Below are 24,852 nucleotides of genomic sequence, written 5' to 3'. Positions count from 1 at the left end.
GACATGACGACTGCAAAAGAATTCACTCTTGCCGAACTGATCATCGCCGCCGGCGCGCAGGCATGGGCTGCCGATGGTGAAGTTCTCGCCACCGGCATCGGCCCGCTGCCGAGGCTTGCGGCTGGCCTTGCCAAGCTGACCTGCGCCCCCGGCATCATGATGACCGACGGCGAGGCCTACCTCGTCGAAGACCCGATCCCGCTTGGACCGCGCGGCGACTACAAGCCGAAGCTGTCAGGCTGGATGCCTTACAGCCGCGTCTTTGACAGCGTCTGGAGCGGTCGCCGCCACGCCATGGTGACGCCCGTGCAGGTCGACCGCTACGGCCAGGGCAACATCTCCGCACTGGGCGGCGAGTTCCAGAAGCCGAAGGTTGCGATGCTGGGCGTCCGCGGCTTCCCGGGCAACTCGATCTGCCACAAGAACTCAATGTTCCTGCCCAACCATTCGAAGCGCACCTTCGTCGAGGGTGAGGTCGATGTGGTGGCAAGCGTCGGCTATAACGCCAAGAACTGGCCGGAGGGCGCCAAGCCCGCCGACGTCAAGCTCGGCGTGGTCATCACCGACCTGTGCGTGTTCGACTTCAACGGTCCCGATCATGCAGCCCAGGTGCTGTCGCTGCATCCTGGCGTCACCTTCGAGCAGGTACAGGATGCCACCGGCTTCCCACTGCTGCGCGCCGAAGGCATGACCACCACGGCAGCCCCGACCGAGGAACAGCTGGCCATCATCGCCAAGCTCGACCCATACAATGTCCGCGCCACCGTGCTGAAGGGCAATCCTTCAGGCGTCCGCGCCGCGTGACGACATCGCCGCCGGCAGTCATCTGCCGGCGGTTCTTCCTTGGAATGGCATTGGCGGACGCAAGATGGACTTCGAATACAGCGACAAGACGAAAAACCTGCTCGAACGGCTCAATGCCTTTATGGACGAGCATGTCTATCCCAATGAACGCCGCTATCACGAGGAAGTGGAAGCAGACCGCTGGGGGCATCCGGCTGTTCTTGAAGAACTGAAGACCAAGGCCAAGGCCGCCGGACTGTGGAACCTGTTCCTGCCGGATTCTTCTCATGGTGCGGGCCTGACCAACACCGAATACGCACCGCTCTGCGAAGTCATGGGCCGGGTGCATTTCTCGTCGCAGATCTTCAACTGTTCAGCGCCCGACACCGGCAACATCGAGACCATCGAGCGCTACGGCACCGAGGAGCAGAAGGCGCGCTGGCTGCCCGGCATGCTCGACGGTTCGATCCGCTCGGCCTTCGCCATGACCGAGCCTGACGTCGCTTCCAGTGACGCGACCAACATCCAGAGCTCGATTGTCCGCGACGGCGATGACTATGTCATCAACGGCCGCAAATGGTGGATTTCGGGTGTGGGCGACCGCCATTGCGAGCTGCTGATCTTCATGGGCAAGACCGACCCCAATGCGGCCAAGCACCAGCAGCAGTCGATGATCCTGGTGCCGATGGACACGCCAGGCATCAAGGTGCTGCGGCCGATGACGGTGTTCGGCTACGACGATGCCCCGCATGGCCACATGGACATGCTGTTCGAGAATGTGCGTGTGCCGGTATCCAGCATGCTGCTCGGCGAAGGCCGCGGCTTCGAGATCGCACAGGGGCGCCTCGGACCGGGGCGTATCCACCACTGCATGCGTCTGATCGGCCTTGCCGAACGTTGCCTGGAGCTGATGTGCCGGCGGGTGAAGAGCCGCGTCGCCTTCGGCCGACCGATCGCCGAACAGTCGGTGACGCTCGAGCGCATTGCCGAATCCCGCATCCTCATCGACCAGGCCCGGCTGCTGACGCTGAAGGCCGCCTACATGATGGACACTGTCGGCAACAAGGCGGCGCGCGCCGAGATCGGCATGATCAAGGTGGCCGCGCCGAACATGGCCTGCAAGGTCATCGACTGGGCGATCCAGGCGCATGGCGCTGCTGGCGTTTCACAGGACTTCGTGCTCGCCAACTATTATGCGCATGCCCGCAAGCTGCGCTTCGCCGACGGCCCCGACGAGGTGCACCGCAACCAGATCGGGCGCATCGAACTCGCCAAATACGTGGATTGAGCGGGGAGGCGCGCCATGGATGCCAGCCGTTTTGTCGGCACCGAGCCGCTCGCCGCCGACAGCAAGATCGACGTCGCGCGGCTGCATGGCTATCTCAAGGCCAACATTGAGGGTTGCGAGGGTGAGCTTTCGGTCGAGCGCTTCCGCGGTGGCCAGTCCAACCCGACGATGTTGCTGTCTTTTGATGGCGTGCGCAAACTGGTGCTGCGCAAGAAGCCTGACGGGAAGTTGCTGCCGTCGGCCCATGCAGTAGACCGCGAGTTCCGCGTCATCAGCGCCTTGCGCGATAGCGACGTGCCGGTCGCGGGTGCGCGGTTGCTCTGCGACGACGAGAGCATTGTTGGCGCGATGTTCTACGTCATGGATTTCGTCGAGGGGCGTTCGTTCTGGGCACCTGCCTTGCCAGAGCAGTCGCCTGCGGAGCGCAAGGCGATCTACATGGAGATGAACCGCGTCGCAGCCGCTCTCCACACCACCGACTACAAGGCTGTCGGCCTCGAGGATTTCGGCAAGCCGGGAGACTATGTCGCCCGTCAGGTGGCCCGGTGGTCCAAGCAGTATCGCGCCTCCGAGACCGAAATCATCGAGGCGATGGACCGGCTGATCGAATGGCTGCCCGGCAATATTCCGCCGGAAACACGCACGTCGCTGATCCATGGCGACTTCCGGATCGACAACATGATCTTCCACCCGACCGAGGCGCGGGTGTTGGCTGTGGTCGACTGGGAGCTGTCGACGCTGGGCGAGCCCATGGCCGATTTCGCCTATCACATGCTGACTTGGCGCCTGCCCAACCAGCCTTATCGCGGCCTCGGCGACCTCGACATCGGCGCACTCGGCATTCCTGACGAACGCAGCTATCGCGACGCCTATCTCAAGGGCACGCGTCAGGAAGGCGTGTCGGACCGCCACTGGTACGCCTATCTGGCCTACAGCCTGTTCCGCGTCGCCGGCATTCGCCAGGGCATCATGAAGCGTGTGGTCGATGGCAATGCTGCGAGCGCGCATGCCCGCGAGGCCGGTGCTTTGGCACGGCCGGTGGCCGAATTCGGCTGGCACTATGCCGAGCTGGCGATGAAATCATAAGGGAGGATGGACATGAGCGGACTGTATCCGGCCGAGGGAGCGGCCATCGTCATCGGTGGCAGCGGCGGCGTCGGCGCTGAGATTTGCCGGGTGCTGGCACGCGACGGCTGCGACGTGGCGCTGACCTATCACAGCAATCAGGCCAAGGCGGAAGCTGCGGCAGAGTCCGTACGCAGCGAGGGGCGCAAAGCCTCGACCCACAAGCTCAACATCGAGGATGTCGAGGCGACCCGCGCCTTCATTGACGGCGTCGCCGAAGCCTCTGGCGGGATCCACACCGTTATCTACGCTGCCGGGCCGCTGGTGCCGCTGATCCATCTCAGCAAGATCGAGCCCGAGCAGATGCGCAAGCATTTGATGCAGGACGCCTTCGGTTTCTTCAACGTGATCCACTACGCCATCCCGCATCTGCGCAAGACGCGCGGCTCTGTCGTCGCCTGCCAGAGTTCGGCGCAGTATCGCTTCGCCTCTGCCGACGGCCTTTCGGTCGTGCCGAAATCGGCGGTCCATGCGCTGATGAAAGGGGTCGCCAAGGAAGAGGGCCGCTACGGCATCCGCTCCAATGGCGTGGCGCTCGGCATCATCGAGACCGGCCAGCACACCGAGCTCAGCAAGCTCGGCTACATCGACGACAAATACATGCAGGCGGCGGCCATGAACACGCCGCTGCGCCGCAACGGCAAGGCGATCGACATTGCCGAGGCTGTGTCGTTCCTCGCCTCCAGCCGCGCCGGCTTCATTTCCGGCGAGGTCATCAATGTCGATGGCGGCTACCACGTCTGACCCCTTCTTCGGCGCGGGCTGCATTGCCTGCGCCGTTGCCCCTTCCGCACCGGGCTTTTGCCATCGATGCGTGACGCGGAATTGCCGTTAGTCTTTTCAGACGATGTTCGGCCGCCCCGTCGCTCCTAGCAAGTATTTGGAAAACTTCGGTTCCGGGCGCTGCGCAGCAGAAAATGTCCTGCGCGTTGCCTGCCTGGTTCCCTGCTTAAAACAACTGTTCTGGAGCAATCCTTTGCGCGAAGCCGTCATCGTTTCCGTCGCCCGCACCCCCATCGGCAAGGCCTTCCGTGGCGCCTTCAACGACACCGAGGCGCCGGCGTTGTCGGGTCACGCCGTTCGCGAGGCGGTCAAGCGCGCCGGCATCGCCCTCGATACAGTTGAAGACGTGATCATGGGCTGCTCGGCCCAGCAGGGCACGCAGGGCTACAATATCGGCCGCCTGAGCGCCGCCTCCGCCGGCCTGCCCGACAGCGTGCCGGGCATGACCATCGACCGTATGTGCTCGTCGGGCCTGATGGCGGTGTCGATCGCCGCCAAGCAGATCATCGTCGATGGCATGGAGACGATCGTCGCCGGCGGCGTCGAGTCGATCAGCCTGACCCAGAACAAGCACAAGAACAGCTACCGCTCGCGCTCGCAGGCGGTGACCTCGCAGTGGCCGCACATGTACATGACGATGATCGAGACAGCCGAGATCGTCGCGAAGAAGTATGGCATCAGCCGGGAGGCACAGGACGAGTTCTCGCTGACCAGCCAGCTGCGCACGGCTGCCGCCCACCAGGCGGGCCGCTTTGAAGACGAGATCGCCCCGATGGCCTCGCGAAAGATGGTGGTCAACAAGGAAACCAACGAGACCAGCTTCCAGGACGTGACCCTGATGCAGGACGAAGGTTTCCGCGCCGACACCAATCTCGAGGGACTGGCCAAGCTGAAGCCGGTCTTTGCCGACGGCGAAGTGATAAAGCTTGGCGAATATGTGACCGCTGGCAACTCGTCGCAGCTGTCGGACGGCGCGGCTGCGCTGGTCGTGATGGAGGCCAGGCGCGCCGAACAGCTCGGCCTCAAGCCGCTGGGCGCCTATCGCGGCATGGCTGTCGCCGGTTGCGCACCCGAGGAGATGGGCATCGGCCCGATCTTCGCGGTGCCGAAGCTGTTGCAGAAGCACGGCCTCAAGGTCGATGACATCGGTCTTTGGGAACTCAACGAGGCCTTCGCCAGCCAGGCGGTCTATTGCCGCGACACGCTCGGCATCGACCCGGACAAGGTCAACGTCAATGGCGGCGCCATCGCGGTCGGTCATCCGTTCGGCATGACCGGCGCGCGCACGGCCGGCCATGTGCTGATCGAAGGCCGTCGCCGTGGCGTGAAATACGGCGTGGTCACCATGTGCGTCGGCGGCGGCATGGGCGCTGCCGGCCTGTTCGAAATCTTCAACTGACGCAGAGTTTCAAGACGTTGAACCGCCTGCCTCCGCAGGCGGCGTTCCTTGGGGAGGGGATGATGACCGTAGCCGATCTCGGACTTGCACAGGGTTTGAAACCTATCCTTGGGCCGGCAACCCAACTCGGCTTCGTCGTCCGTGACGTTGAAAAGACGATGCGCCACTGGATCGACGTCTTCGGCGTCGGCCCGTTCATCTTCATGGAGCGTGGCGTCAGCCAGCCGGTCAGCACCACCTGGCATCGCGGCCAGCCGGTCGAAGTCGAGCTCAAGCTCGCCTTCGGCTATATGGGCGACGTGCAGATCGAGCTGATCGAACAGACCAACGACGCCTCGTCGCCCTACACGGATTTTTTGGCGGCCGGCCGTGAGGGCCTGCAGCATCTGGGTTTCTGGGTGCATGATCATGCCGAGGCAACCGCTCGCGTCGAAGCCGCTGGCTACGAGCGCGACTATGAAATCCGAGTCGCCGGCCAGGACCAGTCGATCCTCTATTATCGCTCGCCCGACCTCTACGGGCCGATGCTGGAGATCGTGCCGCCGATGTGGCGACGCTCGCGCCAGGCGGTGCTGGACCATATCCGCGCTTACGCCGGCACGGATCCGATCATCCGTTTCGACACCTACAGCGCTTTCATCCAGCATGCCGGCGTGAAGTTCGACTGATTTCCAACAGATTGCGAGATGATGCGGCCGTCTGGAAACCGGCGGCCGTTTCTATTTGACCAGCTTTTCCAGCTCATCGATCTGCTGACGCAGGCCCGAAATGGTCTGGCGCACCGCCTCAGTGTCGCGCGGCTGGTCGTGATGGGCGCGCAGGCCGGCAAGCGCCATGTCGGCGATGATCTCGCCGATTTCAGTCGGCGTGCGGGAGCCTGAAGGCGAGTACCAGCGCGACGTCCAGTTGGCCATGCCGATCACGGCAAAGGCCGTGACCTTGGGATCGACGGTACGGAACTCGCCCGAGGCCATGCCGTCGGAGATGCAGCGCACATAGAAGTCGTAAATGTGGCGGCGACCCTGGTTGTAAAGCGGGCCGAGCGCCTCCGGGATCTGTGTTTCAAGCCGCGACAGCAGAATGAAGCGGGCGCCGGAAGACAGGCGGCGGACGATGCCGTCAACCACGGCGCGGCGCAGCCGCTCGGTGGGCGAAAGGCTGGGCTCCGCCATTAGTTCCTGCAGCCGGTGGGACGGCGTCAGCGCCTCGGATTCGACCAGTGCGGCCAGCATCTCTTCCTTGTTGCGGAAGTAGTGGTAGACGGCCGAACGGCCGAGCCCCAGCGCCTGGGCGATATCGTTGATGCTGGTCTGGACGTAACCCTTGCTGTCGAACAGCTCGGCAGCGATGTCGATCAGCTGCTCGCGCACCAACTCCTTGCGGGGGTTGGTCGACGCACGCGCCGAGGCGTCGCGATCGTAGGTGTCGGTGGCGATGCTGCCCGCGTCCGTCTGTACCATGCGCACCATCCTGCTCATTGCACGGCCTCCCGGCTGGCGGCGCTTCGAAAAGCCCTGTGTTGGACAGTCGTCAACCAAGGGTCGAATCGTCCGGTGCCGGAATGTCTAGCCAAATCGATTATAATACTGATTGCGCCGCTGTAAGCCCGCAACGATGCAGGTTTCTTAAGGCGTTCGTCCGGCATCATGCTGTTCCTTGAACGACCTCGCCCGTCAGGGGCTGGTAAAGCGGTGCGCCAAACAGGGGCCGGCGCGATGTCGGCCGGCGACCATCGGCGTCTGTGACGCCATAGCGGTCGGCAAGCTCGGTCGAATAGAAGGTGCCGCCGCTGAGGGCCATGGCGTCACCGGCAGCATGGACTGCCGCCAGGATGCGGCCGATGAAGAACGGTGTCTCGATGTGCGGCAGGTTGCCGGCGTTGTCGCCGACCACGCCGCCAGCAGCGATGCCCGCGAGGGTACGCTCTGTGCCGATCAGCCCCGGCCACAGCGAGATCGCTGCAACGTCGAAGGGGTGCAGCTCATGGGCCATGTCGTGGGCCAGCTTGTCCTGGCCGGCCTTGCCGACGCCATAGGGCAGGCTGTGGCGGTAGACCTTGCCGCCCGGGCCGGAGGTGTTGGCGATCAGGCCGGAACGCTGGCGCACCATGATAGGCGCGGCGAAATGGCTGGCCGCATAGCTCGAGCGCAGGCCGACATCGATCATGTCGCGCCACAAGGACAAAGGGCGCTCCCAGAATTTGCCGTCGGGCACAGCCCAGTCGGGCATGGCAAAGGCGTTGTTGACCAGCAGGTCGAGACGGCCTTGTTCGGCGTCGACCCGTTTAAAAAGAGCTTCGGTCTGGCTGTCATCGAGATGATCGCAGATGGCAACGACACCCTTGCCGCCGGCCTGATCTATGGCCTCGGCGGTGTCGCGGACGGTGCCACCCCATGGGCCGATGGCCTTGCGGTCGCTGCGGCCCGTACAATAGACGGTGAAGCCTGCCTCACCGAGTGCAATCGCAATGCCGCGGCCGAGGCCGCGGCTGGCGCCGGTGACGACGGCGACCCGCCTGTGTTCGGTGCTGCTCACTTGGGCTTCCTCTGGTAGCCGAGGCCAAGCGGCTGCTGGCTGCCGGCCAGAGGGCCAGCGAAGGCCGCGGCAACCGCCTCGTAGGACCATTCGCCCTCCAGTACAGGATCGGCGATCAGCGGATGGGTGACGAAGGACAGCTGCTTGCCGGCGATGCGGACGACCTGGCCATTGATCTTTTCGGCAGCGTCGGAGAGCAGGAAGCTGACGACGGGCGCGTTGACGCCGGCGTCGGGCAGGGCAGCATAATGCACTTCGCGGCTGGCTGCCTGCTCGGCCATCAGCGCCTTGTTCTGGGCGGCCATGGCGGTTTCCGCCAGCGGCGACAATGCGTTGACGCGGACGCCGGTGCCACGCAGCTCCATGGCCCAGCTGTAGGTGAGGGACGCCACGCCGCCCTTGGTCGCACCATAGCCGCCGAGGGCTACGTCACCAGCCTGGGAACCTGAGGCGACATTGATGATCGAGCCGCCCTTGCCGGCGGCGAGCATACGCCGCGCAGCATGGCTGGCGCAGGCGGCGGTGCCTATCAGATTGATCTCGACCATGCGGCGCATGTCCGCCTCGGTGAGGTCTAGAATCTTGCCGATGCGCAGGATACCGGCATTGTTGACGACGCCTGAAATGGTGCCGAAAGCGTCTATGCAGGCGTCGACGAGTGACTGCGCATAACTCCAGGACGAGATGTCGCCGGCATGCGCGACGGCCTTGCCGCCTGCGGCCATGATCGATTCGACCGTCGACTGCGCGGCCTCAGTGCTGATGTCGTTGACGACGACCGCAGCGCCCAGGCTTGCTGCATGGCGTGCATAAGCTGCGCCCAGCCCTGATCCGGCTCCGGTGATGACCACCGATTTGCCCTGAAGTGTATTCATTTCGTGTCCTCCCGGCCGGCCAGACTCGATGAACCGGCCCCAGAAGGCATCCCACGTTCGGACGATGCCAGCCGAGGGTACCTCCTTGGGCCTGAGGATCGACGGAATGCGGTCAGTCGTCGCTTTTCACGCCGCTCGACAGCAGGTCGCGCGCTTCGACCTGGCCGTTGAGCAGCCGATTGACGCGATTCTGGACGCGCCAGCCGTTGGAGGTGCGAACAAGCTCCCAGCGGTTCGCGCTAGCGCGCTCGACACGCCAGTGATCGCCCTGATTGAGGTAAACGCGCGAGTAGCCCGTCGCCACGGCCTTGTCTCCGTTGACGGTGATATGGGGCATGCTGAGCACATGGGCGCAGCCGTCGGCCACGTAGTGGATATGCGGTTCGATATTGACCAGCGAACCGACCTTTTCGGCGCCGACGAGCGGGTCGCCGCCAAAGTCATAGGCGCCGTCCTCGCTCCAGAGCGAGGCGGTGACGCTGCCGGTGCGGCTGTCGACCGAAGGGCCGTAGGTGGCGATCAGCTGGTAGATGGCAAGTTGGTCCTCCAATCCTGCAATACGCGCTTCGAGCGCGGCAAATCTCGCTTCGAGCTCTGACATCTGTTCCTCCTCCGCTATCTGCTGTCGGCCCATAGCTGACGCGTCGAGCTCGTCCGCCATCGTTCGTTTGGAGGATGAAGGCGCTTTCATCTGACGCGACGGTGGACCGACATCAGGGGAGGATGGGATGAATCTTTTGGATCGGATGGCCGCCGAACATGAATGCGCCAAGCTGGTGCAGCGCTACTGCGTCCTTGTCGACGACTACAGGCATGAGGAACTGGTCGCGCTATGGGCGCCTGACGGCTTGTGGGAAACCTGGAAGGGGCCGCTCAGAGGCCATTCCGAGATGCGCGCCTATCTCGATGCCAAGGCGCGGACCGACACCACCATCCACATGGCGCACAACATCGTCATCGACGTGACTGATGCCGACAGCGCAAGCGGGGTTGCGACCTTCACCTATCACGGCACCAGCCGCGACGATCCGACGGCGACCCTGCCGCGCGTCGTCGGACGCTATTTCGACCGCTTCGTCCGCACCGCCAATGGCTGGCGGTTTGCCCACCGGCGTACCGACATGACCTTCCGCGCCGGCTGAACAATCAACATCAATTATCTGTTTTCACGGGACTATCATGGCTGAAACCTCACTCGCTGGTATGGCAGACGCACTGCTGGGCAAAATCACCCTGATCAGCGGTGGCGGGGCCGGCATCGGACGCGCCATCGCGCTGGCTTTCGGGCGTTGCGGGGCCGTCGTCGTGGTGGCGGAGAAGGACCAGTGTCGCGCCGACAAGGTGCGGGCCGAACTTGATGCCGCCGACGTCTGCAACGTCGTCGTCTGCGCCGACGTCACCGACGCTGCCGCCGTCGACGAAGTGATCGCACGGGTCAAGGACGGTTTCGGCCGTCTCGACGTGCTGGTCAATAATGTCGGCGACTTCCTCGGGGTCCACAAGCCGTTCGCCGAGACGACGCGGGCCGAGTGGAACGCGCTCTACGGCGTCAACCTCGAGCACATCTTCCTGATGACGCATGCCGCACTGCCCCTGCTGCGCCAGGGCGAGAACGCCAGCATTATCAACATCTCGACCATCGAAGCCTTCCGCGGCATTCCCAACTTCGCCGTCTACAGTGCCTTCAAGACCGCGATCACCGGCTTCACCAAGAGCCTGGCGCTCGAACTCGCGCCTGAAAACATCAGGGTCAACGCGATCGCGCCGGAGACGACCGAAACCGAGCAGATCCAGATCCTGAAATGGATTCCCGAAGAACATCAGCACATGGTCAAGCGCTGGATGCCGCTGGGCCGTTATGGCCAGCCTGACGATGCGGCCGGTGCCGCACTGTTCCTGGCGTCGCCACTGTCGAGCTGGATCACCGGCACGACGATCAATCTCGACGGCGGCGCGCTGGCTGCCGGCGGATGGCGCCAGACGGCCGATGGCACGTGGACCAACCGTCCTGTCATCACGGCCCACGCCCACAAAGGTTGAGGACAGGTGCGCCGGCTCAACGGCCGGCGCTTCTCTCAGAAAAACTCAACCAACAGTCTGGGCGCCGTCGACCACCAGCACGGCGCCGGTGACGAAGCAGGCCTCGTCGGAGGCGAGATAGGCGAAGGCGCTGGCGATGTCCTCGGGCTCGCCGCTTTCCTTGCCGTCGAGTTTTGGAGGCTTGACCATGATGTCGGGGTTCTGGTCCTCGATCGGCTGCAGTCCTATGCCGATCTCGGTGCGGACGCGGCCGGGGCAGATGGCATTGAAGCGCACACCCTTGGGAGCGTATTCCGTCGCCAGCGACTTGGTCATGGCGATGATACCCGCCTTGGAGGCGGCGTAGGCGGCGGCATAGGCGATGCCCTGCAGACCGGCGGTCGATGCCGTCGACACGACATTGCCGCGTGAGGCGATAAGTGCCGGCAACGCCTGGTGCACGATGTGGAAGACGCTTTCGAGGTTGATGCCGAACACGAGCGACCAGTCGTCGCCCGTCTGGTTGGCGAAATGATCACGACGGTAGATGCCGGCATTGTTGATCAGGCTGTCGAGGCGGCCGTGCAGCGCCAGCGCTTCGTCGACCATCCGGCGCGCCGAGGCCCTGTCGGCTGCGTCATAGGCAAGCGCGTCGGCGCGGACGCCATATTGCTCGCTGGCCGTGGTGCAGACCTGTCGTGCGCCGTCGACATTGCGGTCGGCGAGGATCAGCGTTGCCCCTTCAGAGCCCAGGCGCAGTGCTGTGGCGCGGCCGATGCCGGATGCGGCGCCAGTGACCAGCACCACCTTGTTGTCGAAACGCTTGAGTCCCATAGTCGCCTCCAGTGCAATGCGCGACCGTTTCGCGCCGGCAGTCTGCTGCGAACAGACCAGTCCGGACCAAGCACCGGCATCCCACATTTGGACGATGTTGCTGGCGCTGGCCGGTGGCATCCGGCATGAAGCGCATTCGTTGCCGCGTGGCGCGACACCGCTGCTCCATTCCTTGCCTGACGGGACCGCATGCTCGAATTCACACCAGACCAGCAGATGATCCGCGAGGAGGCACAGCGCTTCCTGCGCGAACAGTCATCATCCGAAGCGATCCGACGCGTGGTCGACACCGGCGCCAGCCATGACGCTGTGCTGTGGAACAGCATTTCGCGCGAGCTCGGCTGGTGCGCCATGGCGATCCCGGAGGAATTCGGCGGGCTGGGGCTCGGTGCCACCGAGGTGGCGATCCTGATGGAACTTACCGGTGCGCGACTTGCCTGCGTGCCATTCTGGTCGACGGTGTGCCTGGCGGCACCGCTTCTGCAGTCGGCCGGAAGCGAGGAAGCCAAGGTAAGATACCTAGGCGCCATCGCCGCGGGCGAAATGGCCGTGACCGTCGCTTATGCCGATCTTTCTGTGGCCGATCCGGCGGCGACGGTTGCGGTCAAAGCCATCCGTGCCGGCGGCGGGTACAGGCTGGCTGGCAAGGTTGCGCAGGTTATCGACTTCGAGGTTGCCGATGTCGTTCTGGTGCCGGCCGGGCTGGAAGATGGAACGACGGCGCTGTTTGCGCTGACGCGTGATTCTGGCCAGGTGGTCACGCCACTCAAGGTGCTCGACGCGACGCGTTCGGTCGCTGCGCTCGAACTGACGCTGGAGGTTTCCGCCGAAAGCCGCATCGATGACGCAGGCGTCAGCGCCGAACAATTCCAGCGGGCGCTGACCTTCGCCAATCTTGGCCTTGCCGCCGAACAGTTAGGCGCGGCGCAGGGGGCACTCGACGTGACGCTCGCCTACATCGCCGAGCGCGTCCAGTTCGGGCGCACCATCGCGTCTTTCCAGGCGATCAAGCACCGCTGCGCCAAGCTGGTGGTCGACGTTGCTGAGACGCGGTCGCTGGTGTTCGGAGCGGCGCAGGGTGTGGGCACCTCCGGCGCAGTTGAAAGCGCGCTGGAGATCGCCGGAGCCCGTGTGCTCGCCTCCGATCTCCAGTTCCGTGCCGCCGAGGAAGCGATCCAGCTGCATGGCGGCGTCGGCTTTACCTGGGAATATGACCCGCATCTCTATTTCAAGCGCGCGCAGGCGAGTGCGGCGCTGCTTGGGGCACGCGAGGCGCAACTCGACCGAATTGCCGCATCTGTCTTCGCCGACGGAGGCTTGAAATGAGCGAACTGAACGCTTTCCGCACCGAGGTGCGCGAGTGGATGGCTGGCCATCTGACCGGCAAGTTCGCTGCGCTGAAGTATCGTGGCGGCTCGGGCGAAGGTGATGCCCTGCCGGAACTGCGCAAGGAATGGGAACGCGAGCTTGCCGCTGGCCGCTGGACCTGCCCGGGTTGGCCGGCCGAGCACGGCGGACGCGGACTGTCGGTCGCCGAACAGGTGGCATTCCAGGAAGAATACAGCCGCGCCGGCGGTCCCGGCCGCATGGGCCATATCGGCGAGGGGCTGATGGGACCGACGCTGATCGCCTTCGGCACGGAGGAACAGAAGAAGCGCTTCCTGCCTGGCATCCGCAGTGGCACGGAGTTCTGGGCCCAGGGCTATTCCGAACCGAGCGCCGGGTCAGACTTCGGCAACATCAAGACCCGTGCGAAACTCGATCCCGAGACCGGCGACTGGATCGTTTCGGGCCAGAAGGTGTGGACCTCGCTCGCGCATCTGTCCGACTGGATTTTTGTCGTGGCGCGCTGCGAAGAAGGCTCGGTCGGCCGCAACGGCCTGATCTTCCTGCTCATGCCGCTAGACCAGCCGGGCGTCGACATCCACCCGATCAAGCAGATCGGCGGCGGCGCCGAGTTCAATTCGGTGTTCTTCGACGACGCGCGCGCCAAGGCCGATGATGTTCTGGGACAGCCCGGCGATGGCTGGAAGATCGCCATGGCCCTGCTCGGTTTCGAGCGCGGCATCTCGACGCTCGGCCAGCAGATGAGCTTCCAGCAGGAACTCGACCTGATCGTCGAAGTATCAAAGGAGAATGGCTCCGACCGGTCGCCCGCAATACGCCAGCGCGTCGCCTATGCCTGGACCGGCTTGCGCGCCATGCGCTACCTCGCCATGCGCGTACTCAGCGACGACCAGTCGGCGGAAACGCGGCGCGAGGCGCTGACCTACAAGTACCAGTGGTCGAACTGGCATCGCGATCTCGGTCGCCTCGCCATGGACGTGCTGAAGATGGACGCCAACATTGTAGCGGACGATCCGCGCCGCGAACGCCTGCAGCAGATGTTCCTGTTTGCGCGCGCCGACACGATTTACGGCGGCACCAACGAAATCCAGCTCAACATCATTGCCGAGCAAGGCCTCGGCATGCCCAGGGAGCCGCGCGGCAAGCTGTAAGAGGCAAGGACGCGCCTGGGCCAGGGAGGAAATTTGGCATGGGCATACGGGAGGCAGATCTTCAGGAAATCGCGGTGCGCGAGGCGCTGCGGCGGCTGGTGACGGCCTATTCGCGCGCAGTCGACCGGCGCGACTTCAAGCTCTTGCGTAGCCTCTATCACGACGACGCCTTCGAGGAGCATGGCGATATGTTCGTGGGTGGGCCAGACGAATACATGGTCTTCGTCGAGAAGGCCCTGTCCAACTACGCTGCGACCGCACACTACGTGGTCAACACCAGCTTCGAGATCGATGGCGACCGCGCCGAGGGCGAGGTCTACAAGATCAATTATCACCGCACTCACGGCCCCGACGCCCATGAGGTCATAACAGGCAGCCGCAGCCTCGACCGCTACAGGCGCGACGATGGCGAGTGGCGCTTCCTCGGCCGCTCGATCACGCTCGACTGGTCGACAAGGCGGGCCGTCGACGCAGACGCCTACAAGGATTTCGCCGCCGGCAGCCCGCCCGGCCTGCCAGGGCCCGACGACCTGTCCTATCGAGCCCTGACGCTTTTCGGCCGCCACGGCTGACGCCCAATCAGTTCACAGACCAGCATTTCCGCAGGGAGGGAAAGCATGACTGACCAGAGACAATTCGCCGGCAAGATTGCCGTCGTCACCGGCGCCGGCAACGGCATCGGCCGGGCCGCAGCGATCGCTTATGCCCAGGAAGGCGCCGATGTCGCGATCCTCGACCGCGAGGCCGAAGCACTGGCCGAAACCGCCGAACTGGTGCGCGCCCACAAGGTCAAGGCGCTGGCCTTGGTCGGCGACATGACAAGCCAGGAGGTGGTGACAGACAGCTTTGCCCGGATCAAGCGCGAGCTCGGGCCGATCGACATGCTGCTCAACAACATCGGCCAGACCGCCCGCGAGAACTATTCGGAGTTCTGGCAGGCCAAGCCCGAGACGCTGCAGTTCGTCGTTGGCGTGTCGCTGATGACGACGCTGATGTGCACGCGCCAGGTGGTCGAGGACATGCGCGAGCGGCGCTCGGGCAAGATCGTGTCGATCTCGTCGGATTCGGCGATGAACGGCGACATCGGCACCGTCGACTACGCCTCGGCCAAGGCAGGCGTGCTCGGTTTCACCCGTGCGCTTGCCCGCGAGCTCGGGCCCTTCAAGGTCAACGTCAACGCCGTGTGCCCCGGTCCGACCAACACGCGCGCCATGCAGCGCATCCCCAAGGATGCCTATGAACGCGCCAAGAACATGATCCCGCTCGGCGAGCTCAGCGAGCCGGAAGACATTGCAAACGCAGTGATTTTCCTATCGAGCGAGAAGTCGCGTTTCATCACCGGCCAGACGCTGATGGTCAATGGCGGACGCGTCTTCTACTGATCGTTTTCGTTAGTTCATTCAGACGATGTTCCAGTTTGTGCGGCGCATCATTTGAAACAAGACAGTGCGATCGCCCAAGAGAAGCGGGCGGTCGCCGGAACTTCAGCCAGAGAGAATGCCCATGAACCTGCATACCGTCCTGTGCGAACGCCTCGGCAGCCGCTATCCGGTGGTGCAGACGGCCATGGGCTGGGTCGCCGACGCCAATCTCACCGCTGCGACCTGCAATGCCGGCGGCTTCGGCTTCTTTGCCGGTGCGACCACCGAGCCAGGCGACGTCGAGAACCAGATCCTCGCCATCAAGTCGAAGACCGACCGTCCGTTCGGTGTCAATTTCCACATGTTCCAGCCCAACGCCGAGGAAGTCATCTCGGTGGTCATCAAGCACAAGGTGCGCGCCGTCAGCTACGGCCGTGGGCCCGACGCCAAGACGATCAAGCGGCTGAAGGATGCCGGCGTCGTCTGCATGCCGACGGTGGGTGCGGTCAAGCACGCGGTCAAGGCGGTCGAACTCGGTGCCGACATCATCACCGTCCAGGGCGGCGAGGGCGGTGGCCATACAGGTGCCGTGCCGACGACCATCCTGTTGCCGCAGGTGCTCGACGCGGTGAAGGTTCCTGTCGTTGCCGCCGGCGGCTTCTTTGACGGGCGCGGCCTTGCAGCGGCGCTCGGCTATGGTGCTGCGGGCATCGCCATGGGCACGCGCTTCCTGATGACCAAGGAATCGCCAGTTCCCCGTTCCGCGCTTGACCGCTACCTCGCCACCAAGGATCCGACGCTGATCCGCACCACCACCGCCGTCGACGGCCTGCCGCAGCGCTTCATCGAGAACGCCGAGATCAAGCGGCTCGAAAGCATGGGCCTGCCGGCGCGGCTAGCCATGAGCATGAAATACGCCCGCCAATGGGGCAAGGAGAGCGGGCTGGGGCCCATCGCCATGGCCAAGCTTGGTCTCAAGGTGCTGTCGAGCGGCGAGAACAGCTTCGCCCAGACCGTGATGGCGCCGAACCTGCCGACGTTGGTGCAGCGCGGCGTGGTCGAGGGCAACACCGAAACCGGCCTGCTGCCATCCGGTCAGGCCGCAGCCATGATCGACAAGCTCGAAAGCTGCGAAGAGCTGATCGCCCGCATCGTCAGCGAGGCGGAAGCGCGGCTCAAGGCCGTCTCGGCGCTCGTCGCCGCCAACTGATTGGAGAGATTTTCGATGAGCGACCAATTTTGGACCAAGATCGAGGACGGCATTGCCGAGCTCGTGATCGAGAATGCGCCTGTGAATGCGCTCGACAGCGTCGGCTGGCGCAAGCTTTCGCAGGAGATCGACGCGCTCAACGCCAATGCCGACGTTCGCGTGATCGTCATCCGCGCCGAGGGCAGGGGCTTTTGCGCCGGCGTGGATATCAAGGAGTTGCAGAAGTACCCTGAGCGCATCCCTGAGGTGAACGCCGGCAACTGGGAAACCTTCCGCGCCATCCATCGCGGCCTGAAGCCGGTAATCGTGGCAGCCCATGGCTACATTCTCGGCGGCGGCATCGGTATCTGCGGGTCGGCCGACATCATCCTGTGCTCGCCTGACGCGACTTTCGGTGTGCCCGAGGTAGATCGCGGCGCGCTCGGAGCAGGTGCCCACCTGCAGCGCCTGTTCCCGGTGCAGAAGGTTCGCCAGATGTATTTCACCGGCGAGCCGATCGATGCGGCGGAAGCCTATCGCCTTGGCGCGGTCGAGAAGGTGGTGCCGCGTGAGGAACTGCGCGACGCTGCCATCAAGCTCGCCAAGACCATCGCCGCCAAGAGCGCGATCATGATCCGTCTCGCCAAAGAGGCGCTGAACGGCATCGAAGATGGCGATCTCGAAAAGAAATACCGCTGGGAGCAGGGGTTCACTGCCCAGGCCTATCTCACCCAGGAATCGCAGGAGGCGCGCGACGCCTTCGTCGGCAAGCGCGACGCCGACTTCAAGAAATAACCAGACCAGGACGCCCCGACATGACTGCCACCAAGATCCTTCCCGCCCCGCCCTATGTCGAAGGCCATGGCCTGCTCAAGGGCCGCTCGGTGCTGATCACCGCGGCCGCCGGTGTCGGCATCGGTTTTGCCGCCGCCCGCAAGGCGATCGAGGAAGGCTGCCGCGCCATCATGATCTCCGACGTTCACGAGCGTCGCCTGGCGGAAGCTGCGGCGAAGCTGCGCGAATTCTCGCCAACCGTCGAGATCTACAGCCAGCTCTGCAACGTCACCGACGAGGGGCAGGTGCAGGCGCTGGTGGACGCTGCAGAAGACAAGCTCGGCGGCATCGACGTGCTGATCAACAATGCCGGTCTCGGCGGCCTCAAGCCCGTGGTCGAGATGACTGACCAGGAATGGAACCTGGTGCTTGACGTGACCCTGACCGGCACGATGCGCATGACCCGCGCAGCACTCAAGAAGATGCAGCCGCGCGGCAAGGGCGCCATCGTCAACAACGCCTCCGTGCTTGGCTGGCGCGCCCAGAAAGGCCAATCGCATTATGCCGCGGCCAAGGCAGGCGTCATGGCCTTCACCCGCTGCTCGGCGGTTGAAGCTGCCGAATACGGCATCCGCATCAACGCAGTGTCGCCGTCGATTGCCATGCACGACTTCCTCAAGAAGTCAGCGCCGCAGGAGCAACTCGATGCGCTTACCAGCCTCGAGGCTTTCGGCCGCGCGGCGGAAGTGTGGGAAATCGCCAATGTCATGATGTTCCTCGCTAGCGATTATGCCGGCTACATGGTTGGCGAGATCGTTTCCGTCTCCAGCCAGAGGGCCTGACGATGGGCCTCGTCTTCTCCTCGCCCGACGAGGCGGTGGCAGCGATCGGCCAGAACCTCGGCGCGACCGACTGGATAACCATCGACCAGGCGCGCATCGACATGTTCGCTGAGGCGACCGGTGACCACCAGTGGATCCATGTCGACCCGGCGCGCGCCAAGGACGGCCCGTTCGGCGGCACCGTTGCGCATGGCTGCCTGACGTTTTCGCTGATCAACGGCTTCCTGCCGGACCTGTTCAAGGCCGAGGGCATGAAGATGGGCATCAACTATGGCTGCGACCGGCTGCGCTTTCCTGCCCCTGTGCCGGTCAATTCCAGGGTCCGGGCGACGGGCGAGCTCGTCAATGCGGAGTTCCTGCCGGGCAATGCCGTGCAGACGACGGTGCGCGTAACCATCGAGATCGAAGGCTCGGTCAAGCCGGGCTGCGTCGCCGACATGGTCGGCCGCTACTACTTCTGAAGCGCCGAGCGCTTCAGCCACCGGAGGTGACAATGGAAAAGACTGGTGACGCGCAGGCGGAGATCCTGGCGCGGCTGGACAGGCTCGAGTCGCGCGACGAGATCCGCCAGCTGATTTCCAAATATTCGCTGGCGCTAGACATGCGCGACATGAACGCGATGGCCTCGCTGTTTGCGCCCGACGTCAAGGTCGGCGGCGGCAAGTCGGGCAGGGCGGCCCTGCGCGACTGGCTCGACGAGACGATGCGCAAGCAGTTCGACGGCACCTCGCATCACGTCGGCTCGACCATCATCGAGTTCGTCGACGCCGACAATGCGGTGGGGGTCGTCTACTCGAAGAACGAGCACGAATGCGGCGCCGAGTGGGTCATCATGCAGATGATGTATTACGACCGCTACGAGCGCATCGACGGCCGCTGGTTCTTCCGCCGCCGCCAGCCACTCTATTGGTATGCCACCGACCTCAACAAGCCACCGGTCGGCTCGCGCAAGATGCGTTGGCCTGGCCGTGAGCCCTATGAGGGCTCATTCCATGAGCTGTTTCCGTCCTGGAAGGAGTTCTGGGCCCGTTCCGGCCCCGACGAAGCGCTGCCCGAGCCGGCACCGCTCGAAGCCTTCATCGAAACCATGCGCAAAGGCAATGAAATCCGTGGCAACCGTGTGCGCTGACAATCTGACCTCTGACGGGCTGATCGCCGAGAAGCTGTTCCAGCCCATCAAGCTCGGCGGCCTGGAGCTTTCCAACCGCATCGCGATGGCGCCGATGTCGCGCTATTTCTGCGCCGATGGCGTGCCGCACGAGAAGGTGCAGGCCTATTATTCACGCCGGGCGCTGAACCAGGTCGGGCTGATCATCACCGAGGCGACCTATATCGGCCATCCGACCGCGCCGAGCTATGAAGGCGTGCCAAACTTCCATGGCGAGGCGGCGTTGGCCGGCTGGGCCAAGGTCCGGGCGGCCGTGCATGCCGCCGGCGGCAAGATCTTCCCGCAGCTGTGGCACACCGGCAGCTTCCGCAACTCCGCCATGGCGCCGCAACCGGGCGTGCCCGGTGTGGGGCCGTCGGAGAACCTCAATGCCTTCACCGGTCATGCCGAGCCTACCAAGGCGATGACCGAGACGGAAATCTTCGAGGTCATCGAAGCCTATGCCGAAGCTGCGCAAGCGGCGCAGCGACTGGGCTTCGACGGCGTCGAGATCCACGGCGCGCATGGCTATCTGATCGATGAATTCTTCTGGGCGACATCCAACCGCCGTACCGACCGCTATGGCGGCAACCGGCGCGAGCGCACACGGTTCGCGGTCGAGGTGATTGAGGCGATGCGCAGCAAGGTCGGTCCCGACTTCCCGATCTCCTTCCGTTATTCACAGTGGAAGCAGCAGGACTACAAGGCGATGCTGGGCGAGACGCCAGCCGAGCTTGCCGAAGTTCTGGAGCCACTGGTCGATGCCGGCATCAGCATCCTGCACTGCTCGACGCGCCGCATGTGGGAACCGGGCTTTGCGGCCGAAAACGACATGACGCTTGCCGGTTGGACGAAGAAAATCACCGGGCTTCCGGTGATTGCAGTCGGTGGCGTCGGTCTCGACCGGCCGGGCCTCAATGTTGCCGAGGTCGCGCCACTTGACGTGATCGAGAAGCCACTGGCGCGGGACGAGTTCGACATCCTTGCAGTCGGGCGAGCGCTGCTGGCCGATCCGGCCTGGGCGGTGAAGGTCAAGCAGGGCCGGACCGATGAGGGTGTCGGCTACACGAAGGAACAGCTGAAGTCGCTGTTCTGACAGAAAGGCGCCGGCTTCGGCGCCTTTCTTGTTTGTGGCGGCACTCGCCATCAGCCTTTTCCAGACAAAAAAGAAGCGCCGGGGACTTTGTCCGCCGGCGCTTTCAGTTTGGGTCGACAGGGAGCTGGGAGGATACCTGTCAGGCCGCCTGGCGCGGCCCGTGGCCGAGGATGACGGCGCTGTTCAGTACCAGCCGCACCAGTTCGGTCTGGCGCGTGATGCCGCTCTTGGAGAAGATCGAGCGCAGATGGGCGCGCGCGGTGTTGCGGGAGATGTCGAGCGAGGTGGCGGCGTCTTCGAGCGACAGACCAGCGGTGAGGCGGCGGGCGACGGCGGCTTCGGCCGGCGTCAGGTCGAACAGCTGGCGGACCAGGTCGCCTTCAACCTCGGGGTTTGCCTCGGGGTCGCGGATGTAGACCGCTACAGCCGAATTCGCCGCCGCGGCATTGTCCTTGCTGCCGCGGATCGGCCGCACGATCACGCCGAGATTGCGCGAACCCGACTGCTTGGTCAGCGAGAGGCCGCGCGACATCGTGCCCTCGTCGTCGGCCGCCAACTGCATGGCGGCCTTGACCACGGTCTGGAAGTCGCGGTCCTCCTTGGCCGAGGTGGCGCGCAGCTTGTTGCCCTGGATCTGCAGGCCGTCGCGCGCCTCGAGCAGGCGGCTCGCGGCATCGGAAGCGCGGATGATCTTGCCGGAATGGTCGAGGATGACGACACCGACATAGAGCTTGTCCATGACGTCGGAATAGAGCCGGCGCTCGACCTCGGTAGCGCCCATGCGCCAGGACGTTTCGACGCCGCGAGCGAGCTGGGACACAAGGATTTCACAGACCGAGGCTGCATCGTCGTCGAACTTGGCGCCTGAACGGTCGCGGAAGAGCCAGAGCGTGTAGCGGGCGGTGTCGTCAACAGGGACATAGGTGGCCGACATCGGTTGGCAACGCTCGGACAGATAGGCGAGCTGCGCCGGTCGCGTGAGTGCAGCACCGGCGCTGTCGGTCATCTGCTCGTCGATCTCGGTGAAGGCATAGTAGGTTTCACCGGTGCGCAGACGGTCCTCAATCACCAGAACCGCGGCATAGGCGTCGAACTGCTCGCGGACCAGCTCAAGCGAGCTGCGCAGCGGCTTGCCGTTCATGAGGCTGTCGGAAACGCGGTTGAGGAATTGGCCGAATTCGACGATCGATCTGGCGTGAAAGGTCAAGGCAGGAGCTCCCAATATCCGCCGCACGGCGCGAAGGGCGTGCGGAACCAGTGCCCGGCGGCGAGTGCACGCCAGGAGGTCATAAGTTGGATTTTCATGGCTAGGGCCTTAGGCCCAGGCGCCGGCGTATCAGGACGGAGGGAGGAAACCTCGTCGGGCAACATACCGGACCGACGACGACGCAGTTGTCATGCTGATGATGCTTGAACCGGCCATCGCGCTTCCTCCCGAATGCGAAATGCTTAACGTCGACAGTTATGTCACTAAATTGACACCTCGTCAAATCTGAAATGGCCTGCGTGAAATTTTTGACACGGTGTCAGCAGTGGATATGTCTTGAGCACCCTGCAAACAAAACGGGCCGGGTCTTGCGACCCGGCCCGCTCGATCAGGAATGGCTGAAAGGATCAGGCGCCGCAGTCGGCGCGCTCGACTAGACCGTCTTCACGCGGCTTGTAGGGGTTCTTCACCACCTTGATTGACTCAGGTGCCGGCAGGAAGTGGCTCTTGTCGCTGGCCTGGATCGGACCGGTCAGCATCTTGACTGTCGAAGCATTCGCCTGCAGCCAGGCAGCGATCGACTCGCCGTCGGTCTTGCCCGAGCCATTGATGGCAGCAGCGAGTACGATCGGCTGGATGTAGTAGGGGATCAGCGCGGAGGCGCCGCCCATGCGATCGACGTCGGCGACCTGCTCCTTGGCGCGCTTGGCAAACTTGGCGAAGGCATTTTCGCCGACAGGGTCGCTCGGGCAGTAGGTCATGCCGACGAACTGCACGCTGTAGACGTCCTTGAAGGCCTCTTCGCCGACCACGGCGACGTTGCCGACGGCGTAGTTGGTCATCGTCTGATTGGCGAGAACCGGCACGTCCCAACCGATGTCGGCGCGGTTTTCGAGCAGCTTGCGCGAATCGTCGCCGATCGAGTTGATCAGAAGGATCGCCTCGGCGCCCGAGCTGCGCATCTGGAACAGCTGCGGGGTCATGTCCTCGGTGCGGAAGGCGAATTCCTGCACCGCGGTCGGTTCGACGCCCTTGGACTTGAGGTAGTCGACGATCTCGACCACGGCAGCCTTCGACATGCCGCCATTGTCGGAAATCAGCGCCAGCTTCTTGAGCTTCAACACGTCGATGGCGAAGTCGATGTTCGGCTTCATCTGGTTCAGGCCGGTGACCGAACCCGAGAAGTGGAACGGACCGGCCTCAGGCGTCAACTGGGTCGAGGCCGCCGAAGATACCTGGGCGATCTTCTTTTCGCTGGCAACCGGAACGACCGGGATGGTCTCCTGGCTGGTGGCCGGACCGACAAGAGCCTGGACCTTTTCGTTCTCAATCAGGCGACGCACTTCTGCGACCGCATGTGTCGGGTCGGTCATGGTGTCGCCGAGGACCAGTTCAGCCTTCTTGCCGAGAATGCCGCCAGCGGCATTGATGTCCTCGATGGCCAGCCTCCAGCCCACCTCTGCCGTCTTGCCGATCGAGGCACCGCCGCCGGTCATCGACATGATGCCGCCGATCTTGACGACCTCCTGTGCCTGCGAAATGCCTGCCGACAGGGCAAGGGCGGCCACCGAAACCATTCCGATGGCTGTGCGACGGGAAATGGAACTATTCCATTGGAAGTGCATGCGTATCTCCTCCGCTTACTTCGACCGATAAGCAGTCACGGCCATGTGTTCGAAGCATCGTCCGCTTGGACGATGGAGCGGGTGGCGGAGGTGAATTCGTATCAGTTGGCGCTAACAAATGCTCAGGTTGCACCACGTCAGCGTGGCGGCGCTTTCCTGGACACGACGGCGCGGGCGAGGGCGGGCTCCGGCAGCCTGCGCCAGGCGAGCCACGCCAGCACCGCGCCGAGCCCCATCAACGGGACGACGACGGACATGCCGAGCATAGCGTCTCCGAGCAATCCGGCAACGACGGTGCCCAGCAGCCCGCTGCCCATCTGCAGGAACCCGCTCAGCGAGGCGGCCGCTCCTGCGTTGTCGGGAAAGGCAGCGACAGTCGCGGCAGACATGGCCGGCATGACGAAGGAGTTGCCGAAGACGAACATCGCCATGGGGATCATCACCGAGGCAAAAGTGGGCTGATAGAGGCCGAGGAAAACAGCCATGGCCGCCGCCCCCAGGCCGCTGATCGCCAGTCCGACCGGCACCATGCGATAGGCGCCATAGCGCGGAATGAGGTTGCGCATGACCAGCGAGCCCGAGATGAAGCTGGCGGACTGGAACAGCATGGCCAGACCGAACTGCGCTGGGGTGAGCCCCAGCCGGTCCATCAGGATGAAGGGCAGGACCGTTGCCTGGGTATAATAGGCACCCAGCGTGCCAGCGATGACCAGGCTCGAATACAGGAAATAGCCGCTCCCGAGCAGCTTTCCGTACGTTTGAACTACAACCCGCGGCCGCACGCGACTCGGGTCGCGCTCGACGGTCTCGACGAGCGCAAAGCGAACCGTCAGAAGTGCCGCGACACCCATCAGAAACATGATCGAAAAGATCGCGTGCCAGCCGGCGAACTCCATCACCAACCCGCCGACGGTCGGGGCAAGGGCGGGAGCCAGCGCCAGTATCAGCGTGATCAGGTTGAGGATGCGCGCCGACTGCTCGTGGGCAAAAAGGTCCCGCACGATGGCGCGCGACAGCGACAGCCCGACCGCCGCACCCGCGCCCTGCAGCAGCCGTGACAGGATCAGCACGTCGATGGAGGGGGCCACCAGAGCCCCCAGGCTGCCGATGAGGTAGATGCCCAGAAAGACCAGCGTCACCGGCTTGCGGCCATAGCCGTCCGACAACGGGCCGCAGACCAGTTGGGTGAGTGCGAAGCCTGCGAAATAGAGCCCCAGCGTCATCTTGACCGCCTCTTCGGTCGTGCCGAAGGCGTGGACGATTTCGGGCATTGCCGGCGTGAACAGAGACAGCGAGGCAGGGCCGAGGCCGGCAAGAACGGCACCGACGATGGTGACGCGCCGCTCGCTCATGATCGGGCGGTCTTCCTGGTCTGATGTCATGGCGCTGGTCCCAGCTGGAAGGATGGCAGGCGCCTGTGCGGCAGAGTGCCTGTCTCCAGATCGAACCAGACCCGGCAAAGGTCATCCGTC

Annotated in this window: 26 protein-coding genes; 18 read left to right on the top strand and 8 right to left on the bottom strand. The window is 64.1% G+C overall.

All coding sequences use genetic code 11. The features are described from left to right. The first annotated feature begins 3 nt into the window (after positions 1-3). The 6 genes from B015_RS0111945 to B015_RS30770 all read left to right on the top strand — a co-directional run bounded on the left by B015_RS0111945 (position 4) and on the right by B015_RS30770 (position 6,046). Positions 4-804 carry a hypothetical protein gene (locus B015_RS0111945; protein WP_018427927.1) on the top strand — a complete coding sequence of 267 codons (801 nt, stop codon included), beginning with the start codon at positions 4-6 and terminating at the stop codon, positions 802-804. A 64-nt stretch (positions 805-868) separates the two neighbouring features. Then, on the top strand, positions 869-2,071 hold the full coding sequence (locus B015_RS0111940; RefSeq protein ID WP_018427926.1) for an acyl-CoA dehydrogenase family protein: 1,203 nt from the start codon (positions 869-871) through the stop codon (positions 2,069-2,071). A gap of 15 nt (positions 2,072-2,086) precedes the next feature. Further along, a complete protein-coding gene (locus B015_RS0111935) occupies positions 2,087-3,157 on the top strand; it encodes a phosphotransferase family protein (RefSeq protein WP_018427925.1) in 1,071 nt (356 codons plus the stop codon). Between the two features lie 12 nt (positions 3,158-3,169). Further along, entirely contained in the window at positions 3,170-3,940 is a 771-nt protein-coding gene (locus tag B015_RS0111930; protein ID WP_026227190.1) for an SDR family oxidoreductase, read from the top strand. Positions 3,941-4,172: 232 nt separating this feature from the next. Next, positions 4,173-5,378, top strand: a complete 1,206-nt coding sequence (locus B015_RS0111925) for an acetyl-CoA C-acyltransferase (RefSeq protein ID WP_018427923.1) — start codon at positions 4,173-4,175, stop codon at positions 5,376-5,378. A 59-nt stretch (positions 5,379-5,437) separates the two neighbouring features. Then, a complete protein-coding gene (locus tag B015_RS30770) occupies positions 5,438-6,046 on the top strand; it encodes a VOC family protein (RefSeq protein WP_018427922.1) in 609 nt (202 codons plus the stop codon). 51 nt (positions 6,047-6,097) lie between these two features. Here the strand turns inward: B015_RS30770 and B015_RS0111915 are convergent, their stop codons facing one another. The 4 genes from B015_RS0111915 to B015_RS0111900 form a co-directional block, all read right to left on the bottom strand. After that, positions 6,098-6,856: a TetR/AcrR family transcriptional regulator gene (locus B015_RS0111915; RefSeq protein ID WP_018427921.1), complete on the bottom strand. Its 759-nt coding sequence runs from the start codon at positions 6,854-6,856 to the stop codon at positions 6,098-6,100. Between the two features lie 166 nt (positions 6,857-7,022). Continuing rightward, positions 7,023-7,913 (bottom strand): SDR family NAD(P)-dependent oxidoreductase, encoded by an 891-nt coding sequence (locus B015_RS0111910; protein WP_018427920.1) that lies wholly within the window; start codon positions 7,911-7,913, stop codon positions 7,023-7,025. Beyond that, positions 7,910-8,788, bottom strand: coding sequence for an SDR family oxidoreductase (locus B015_RS0111905; RefSeq protein ID WP_018427919.1), 879 nt, complete (start codon positions 8,786-8,788; stop codon positions 7,910-7,912). The genes B015_RS0111910 and B015_RS0111905 overlap by 4 nt, the downstream gene beginning before the upstream one ends. A gap of 112 nt (positions 8,789-8,900) precedes the next feature. Next, positions 8,901-9,389, bottom strand: a complete 489-nt coding sequence (locus B015_RS0111900) for a nuclear transport factor 2 family protein (protein WP_026227189.1) — start codon at positions 9,387-9,389, stop codon at positions 8,901-8,903. Between the two features lie 127 nt (positions 9,390-9,516). Between B015_RS0111900 and B015_RS0111895 the strand changes: the two genes are divergently transcribed. Next, positions 9,517-9,930, top strand: a complete 414-nt coding sequence (locus B015_RS0111895; protein ID WP_081623467.1) for a nuclear transport factor 2 family protein — start codon at positions 9,517-9,519, stop codon at positions 9,928-9,930. A 37-nt stretch (positions 9,931-9,967) separates the two neighbouring features. Continuing rightward, positions 9,968-10,828 carry an SDR family oxidoreductase gene (locus tag B015_RS0111890; protein WP_198292856.1) on the top strand — a complete coding sequence of 287 codons (861 nt, stop codon included), beginning with the start codon at positions 9,968-9,970 and terminating at the stop codon, positions 10,826-10,828. Positions 10,829-10,873: 45 nt separating this feature from the next. Here B015_RS0111890 and B015_RS0111885 read toward each other — a convergent pair whose 3' ends face one another. Next, positions 10,874-11,641, bottom strand: coding sequence for an SDR family NAD(P)-dependent oxidoreductase (locus B015_RS0111885; protein WP_026227188.1), 768 nt, complete (start codon positions 11,639-11,641; stop codon positions 10,874-10,876). Positions 11,642-11,830: 189 nt separating this feature from the next. Between B015_RS0111885 and B015_RS0111880 the strand changes: the two genes are divergently transcribed. The 10 genes from B015_RS0111880 (at position 11,831) to B015_RS0111835 (ending at position 20,548) form a co-directional block, all read left to right on the top strand. Further along, positions 11,831-12,967, top strand: coding sequence for an acyl-CoA dehydrogenase family protein (locus tag B015_RS0111880; protein WP_018427914.1), 1,137 nt, complete (start codon positions 11,831-11,833; stop codon positions 12,965-12,967). Further along, positions 12,964-14,139 carry an acyl-CoA dehydrogenase family protein gene (locus B015_RS0111875; protein WP_018427913.1) on the top strand — a complete coding sequence of 392 codons (1,176 nt, stop codon included), beginning with the start codon at positions 12,964-12,966 and terminating at the stop codon, positions 14,137-14,139. The genes B015_RS0111880 and B015_RS0111875 overlap by 4 nt, the downstream gene beginning before the upstream one ends. 38 nt (positions 14,140-14,177) lie before the next feature. Further along, the gene (locus B015_RS0111870; protein WP_018427912.1) at positions 14,178-14,711 is read left to right on the top strand and encodes a nuclear transport factor 2 family protein; all 534 of its coding nucleotides are present in this window, start codon (positions 14,178-14,180) and stop codon (positions 14,709-14,711) included. Positions 14,712-14,756: 45 nt separating this feature from the next. Then, positions 14,757-15,521: an SDR family oxidoreductase gene (locus tag B015_RS0111865; RefSeq protein WP_018427911.1), complete on the top strand. Its 765-nt coding sequence runs from the start codon at positions 14,757-14,759 to the stop codon at positions 15,519-15,521. A gap of 121 nt (positions 15,522-15,642) precedes the next feature. Continuing rightward, a complete protein-coding gene (locus B015_RS0111860) occupies positions 15,643-16,710 on the top strand; it encodes a nitronate monooxygenase (protein ID WP_018427910.1) in 1,068 nt (355 codons plus the stop codon). Positions 16,711-16,725: 15 nt separating this feature from the next. Continuing rightward, positions 16,726-17,484: an enoyl-CoA hydratase family protein gene (locus B015_RS0111855; protein ID WP_018427909.1), complete on the top strand. Its 759-nt coding sequence runs from the start codon at positions 16,726-16,728 to the stop codon at positions 17,482-17,484. Positions 17,485-17,504: 20 nt separating this feature from the next. After that, entirely contained in the window at positions 17,505-18,305 is an 801-nt protein-coding gene (locus B015_RS0111850) for an SDR family oxidoreductase (protein WP_018427908.1), read from the top strand. Positions 18,306-18,307: 2 nt separating this feature from the next. Continuing rightward, a complete protein-coding gene (locus tag B015_RS0111845) occupies positions 18,308-18,766 on the top strand; it encodes a MaoC family dehydratase (RefSeq protein WP_018427907.1) in 459 nt (152 codons plus the stop codon). Positions 18,767-18,798: 32 nt separating this feature from the next. Further along, positions 18,799-19,434: a nuclear transport factor 2 family protein gene (locus B015_RS0111840; RefSeq protein WP_018427906.1), complete on the top strand. Its 636-nt coding sequence runs from the start codon at positions 18,799-18,801 to the stop codon at positions 19,432-19,434. Further along, a complete protein-coding gene (locus B015_RS0111835) occupies positions 19,406-20,548 on the top strand; it encodes an NADH:flavin oxidoreductase (protein WP_051091905.1) in 1,143 nt (380 codons plus the stop codon). Before B015_RS0111840 ends, B015_RS0111835 begins: the two co-directional genes overlap by 29 nt. Positions 20,549-20,687: 139 nt before the next feature. On the opposite strand, the gene B015_RS0111830 is transcribed toward B015_RS0111835, so the two are convergent. From B015_RS0111830 to B015_RS0111820, 3 genes are all read right to left on the bottom strand, one after another. Then, positions 20,688-21,755: a LuxR C-terminal-related transcriptional regulator gene (locus tag B015_RS0111830; protein WP_018427904.1), complete on the bottom strand. Its 1,068-nt coding sequence runs from the start codon at positions 21,753-21,755 to the stop codon at positions 20,688-20,690. A 407-nt stretch (positions 21,756-22,162) separates the two neighbouring features. Then, a complete protein-coding gene (locus B015_RS0111825; protein ID WP_157632716.1) occupies positions 22,163-23,380 on the bottom strand; it encodes an ABC transporter substrate-binding protein in 1,218 nt (405 codons plus the stop codon). A 137-nt stretch (positions 23,381-23,517) separates the two neighbouring features. Then, positions 23,518-24,762 (bottom strand): multidrug effflux MFS transporter, encoded by a 1,245-nt coding sequence (locus B015_RS0111820; protein ID WP_018427902.1) that lies wholly within the window; start codon positions 24,760-24,762, stop codon positions 23,518-23,520. Positions 24,763-24,852 lie beyond the last annotated feature (90 nt).

This window comes from Hoeflea sp. 108 (assembly GCF_000372965.1).
Classification (GTDB): domain Bacteria; phylum Pseudomonadota; class Alphaproteobacteria; order Rhizobiales; family Rhizobiaceae; genus Aminobacter.
Note: the sequence above shows the minus strand (reverse complement) of the source record. Positions and strands in the feature narration are given on the sequence as shown.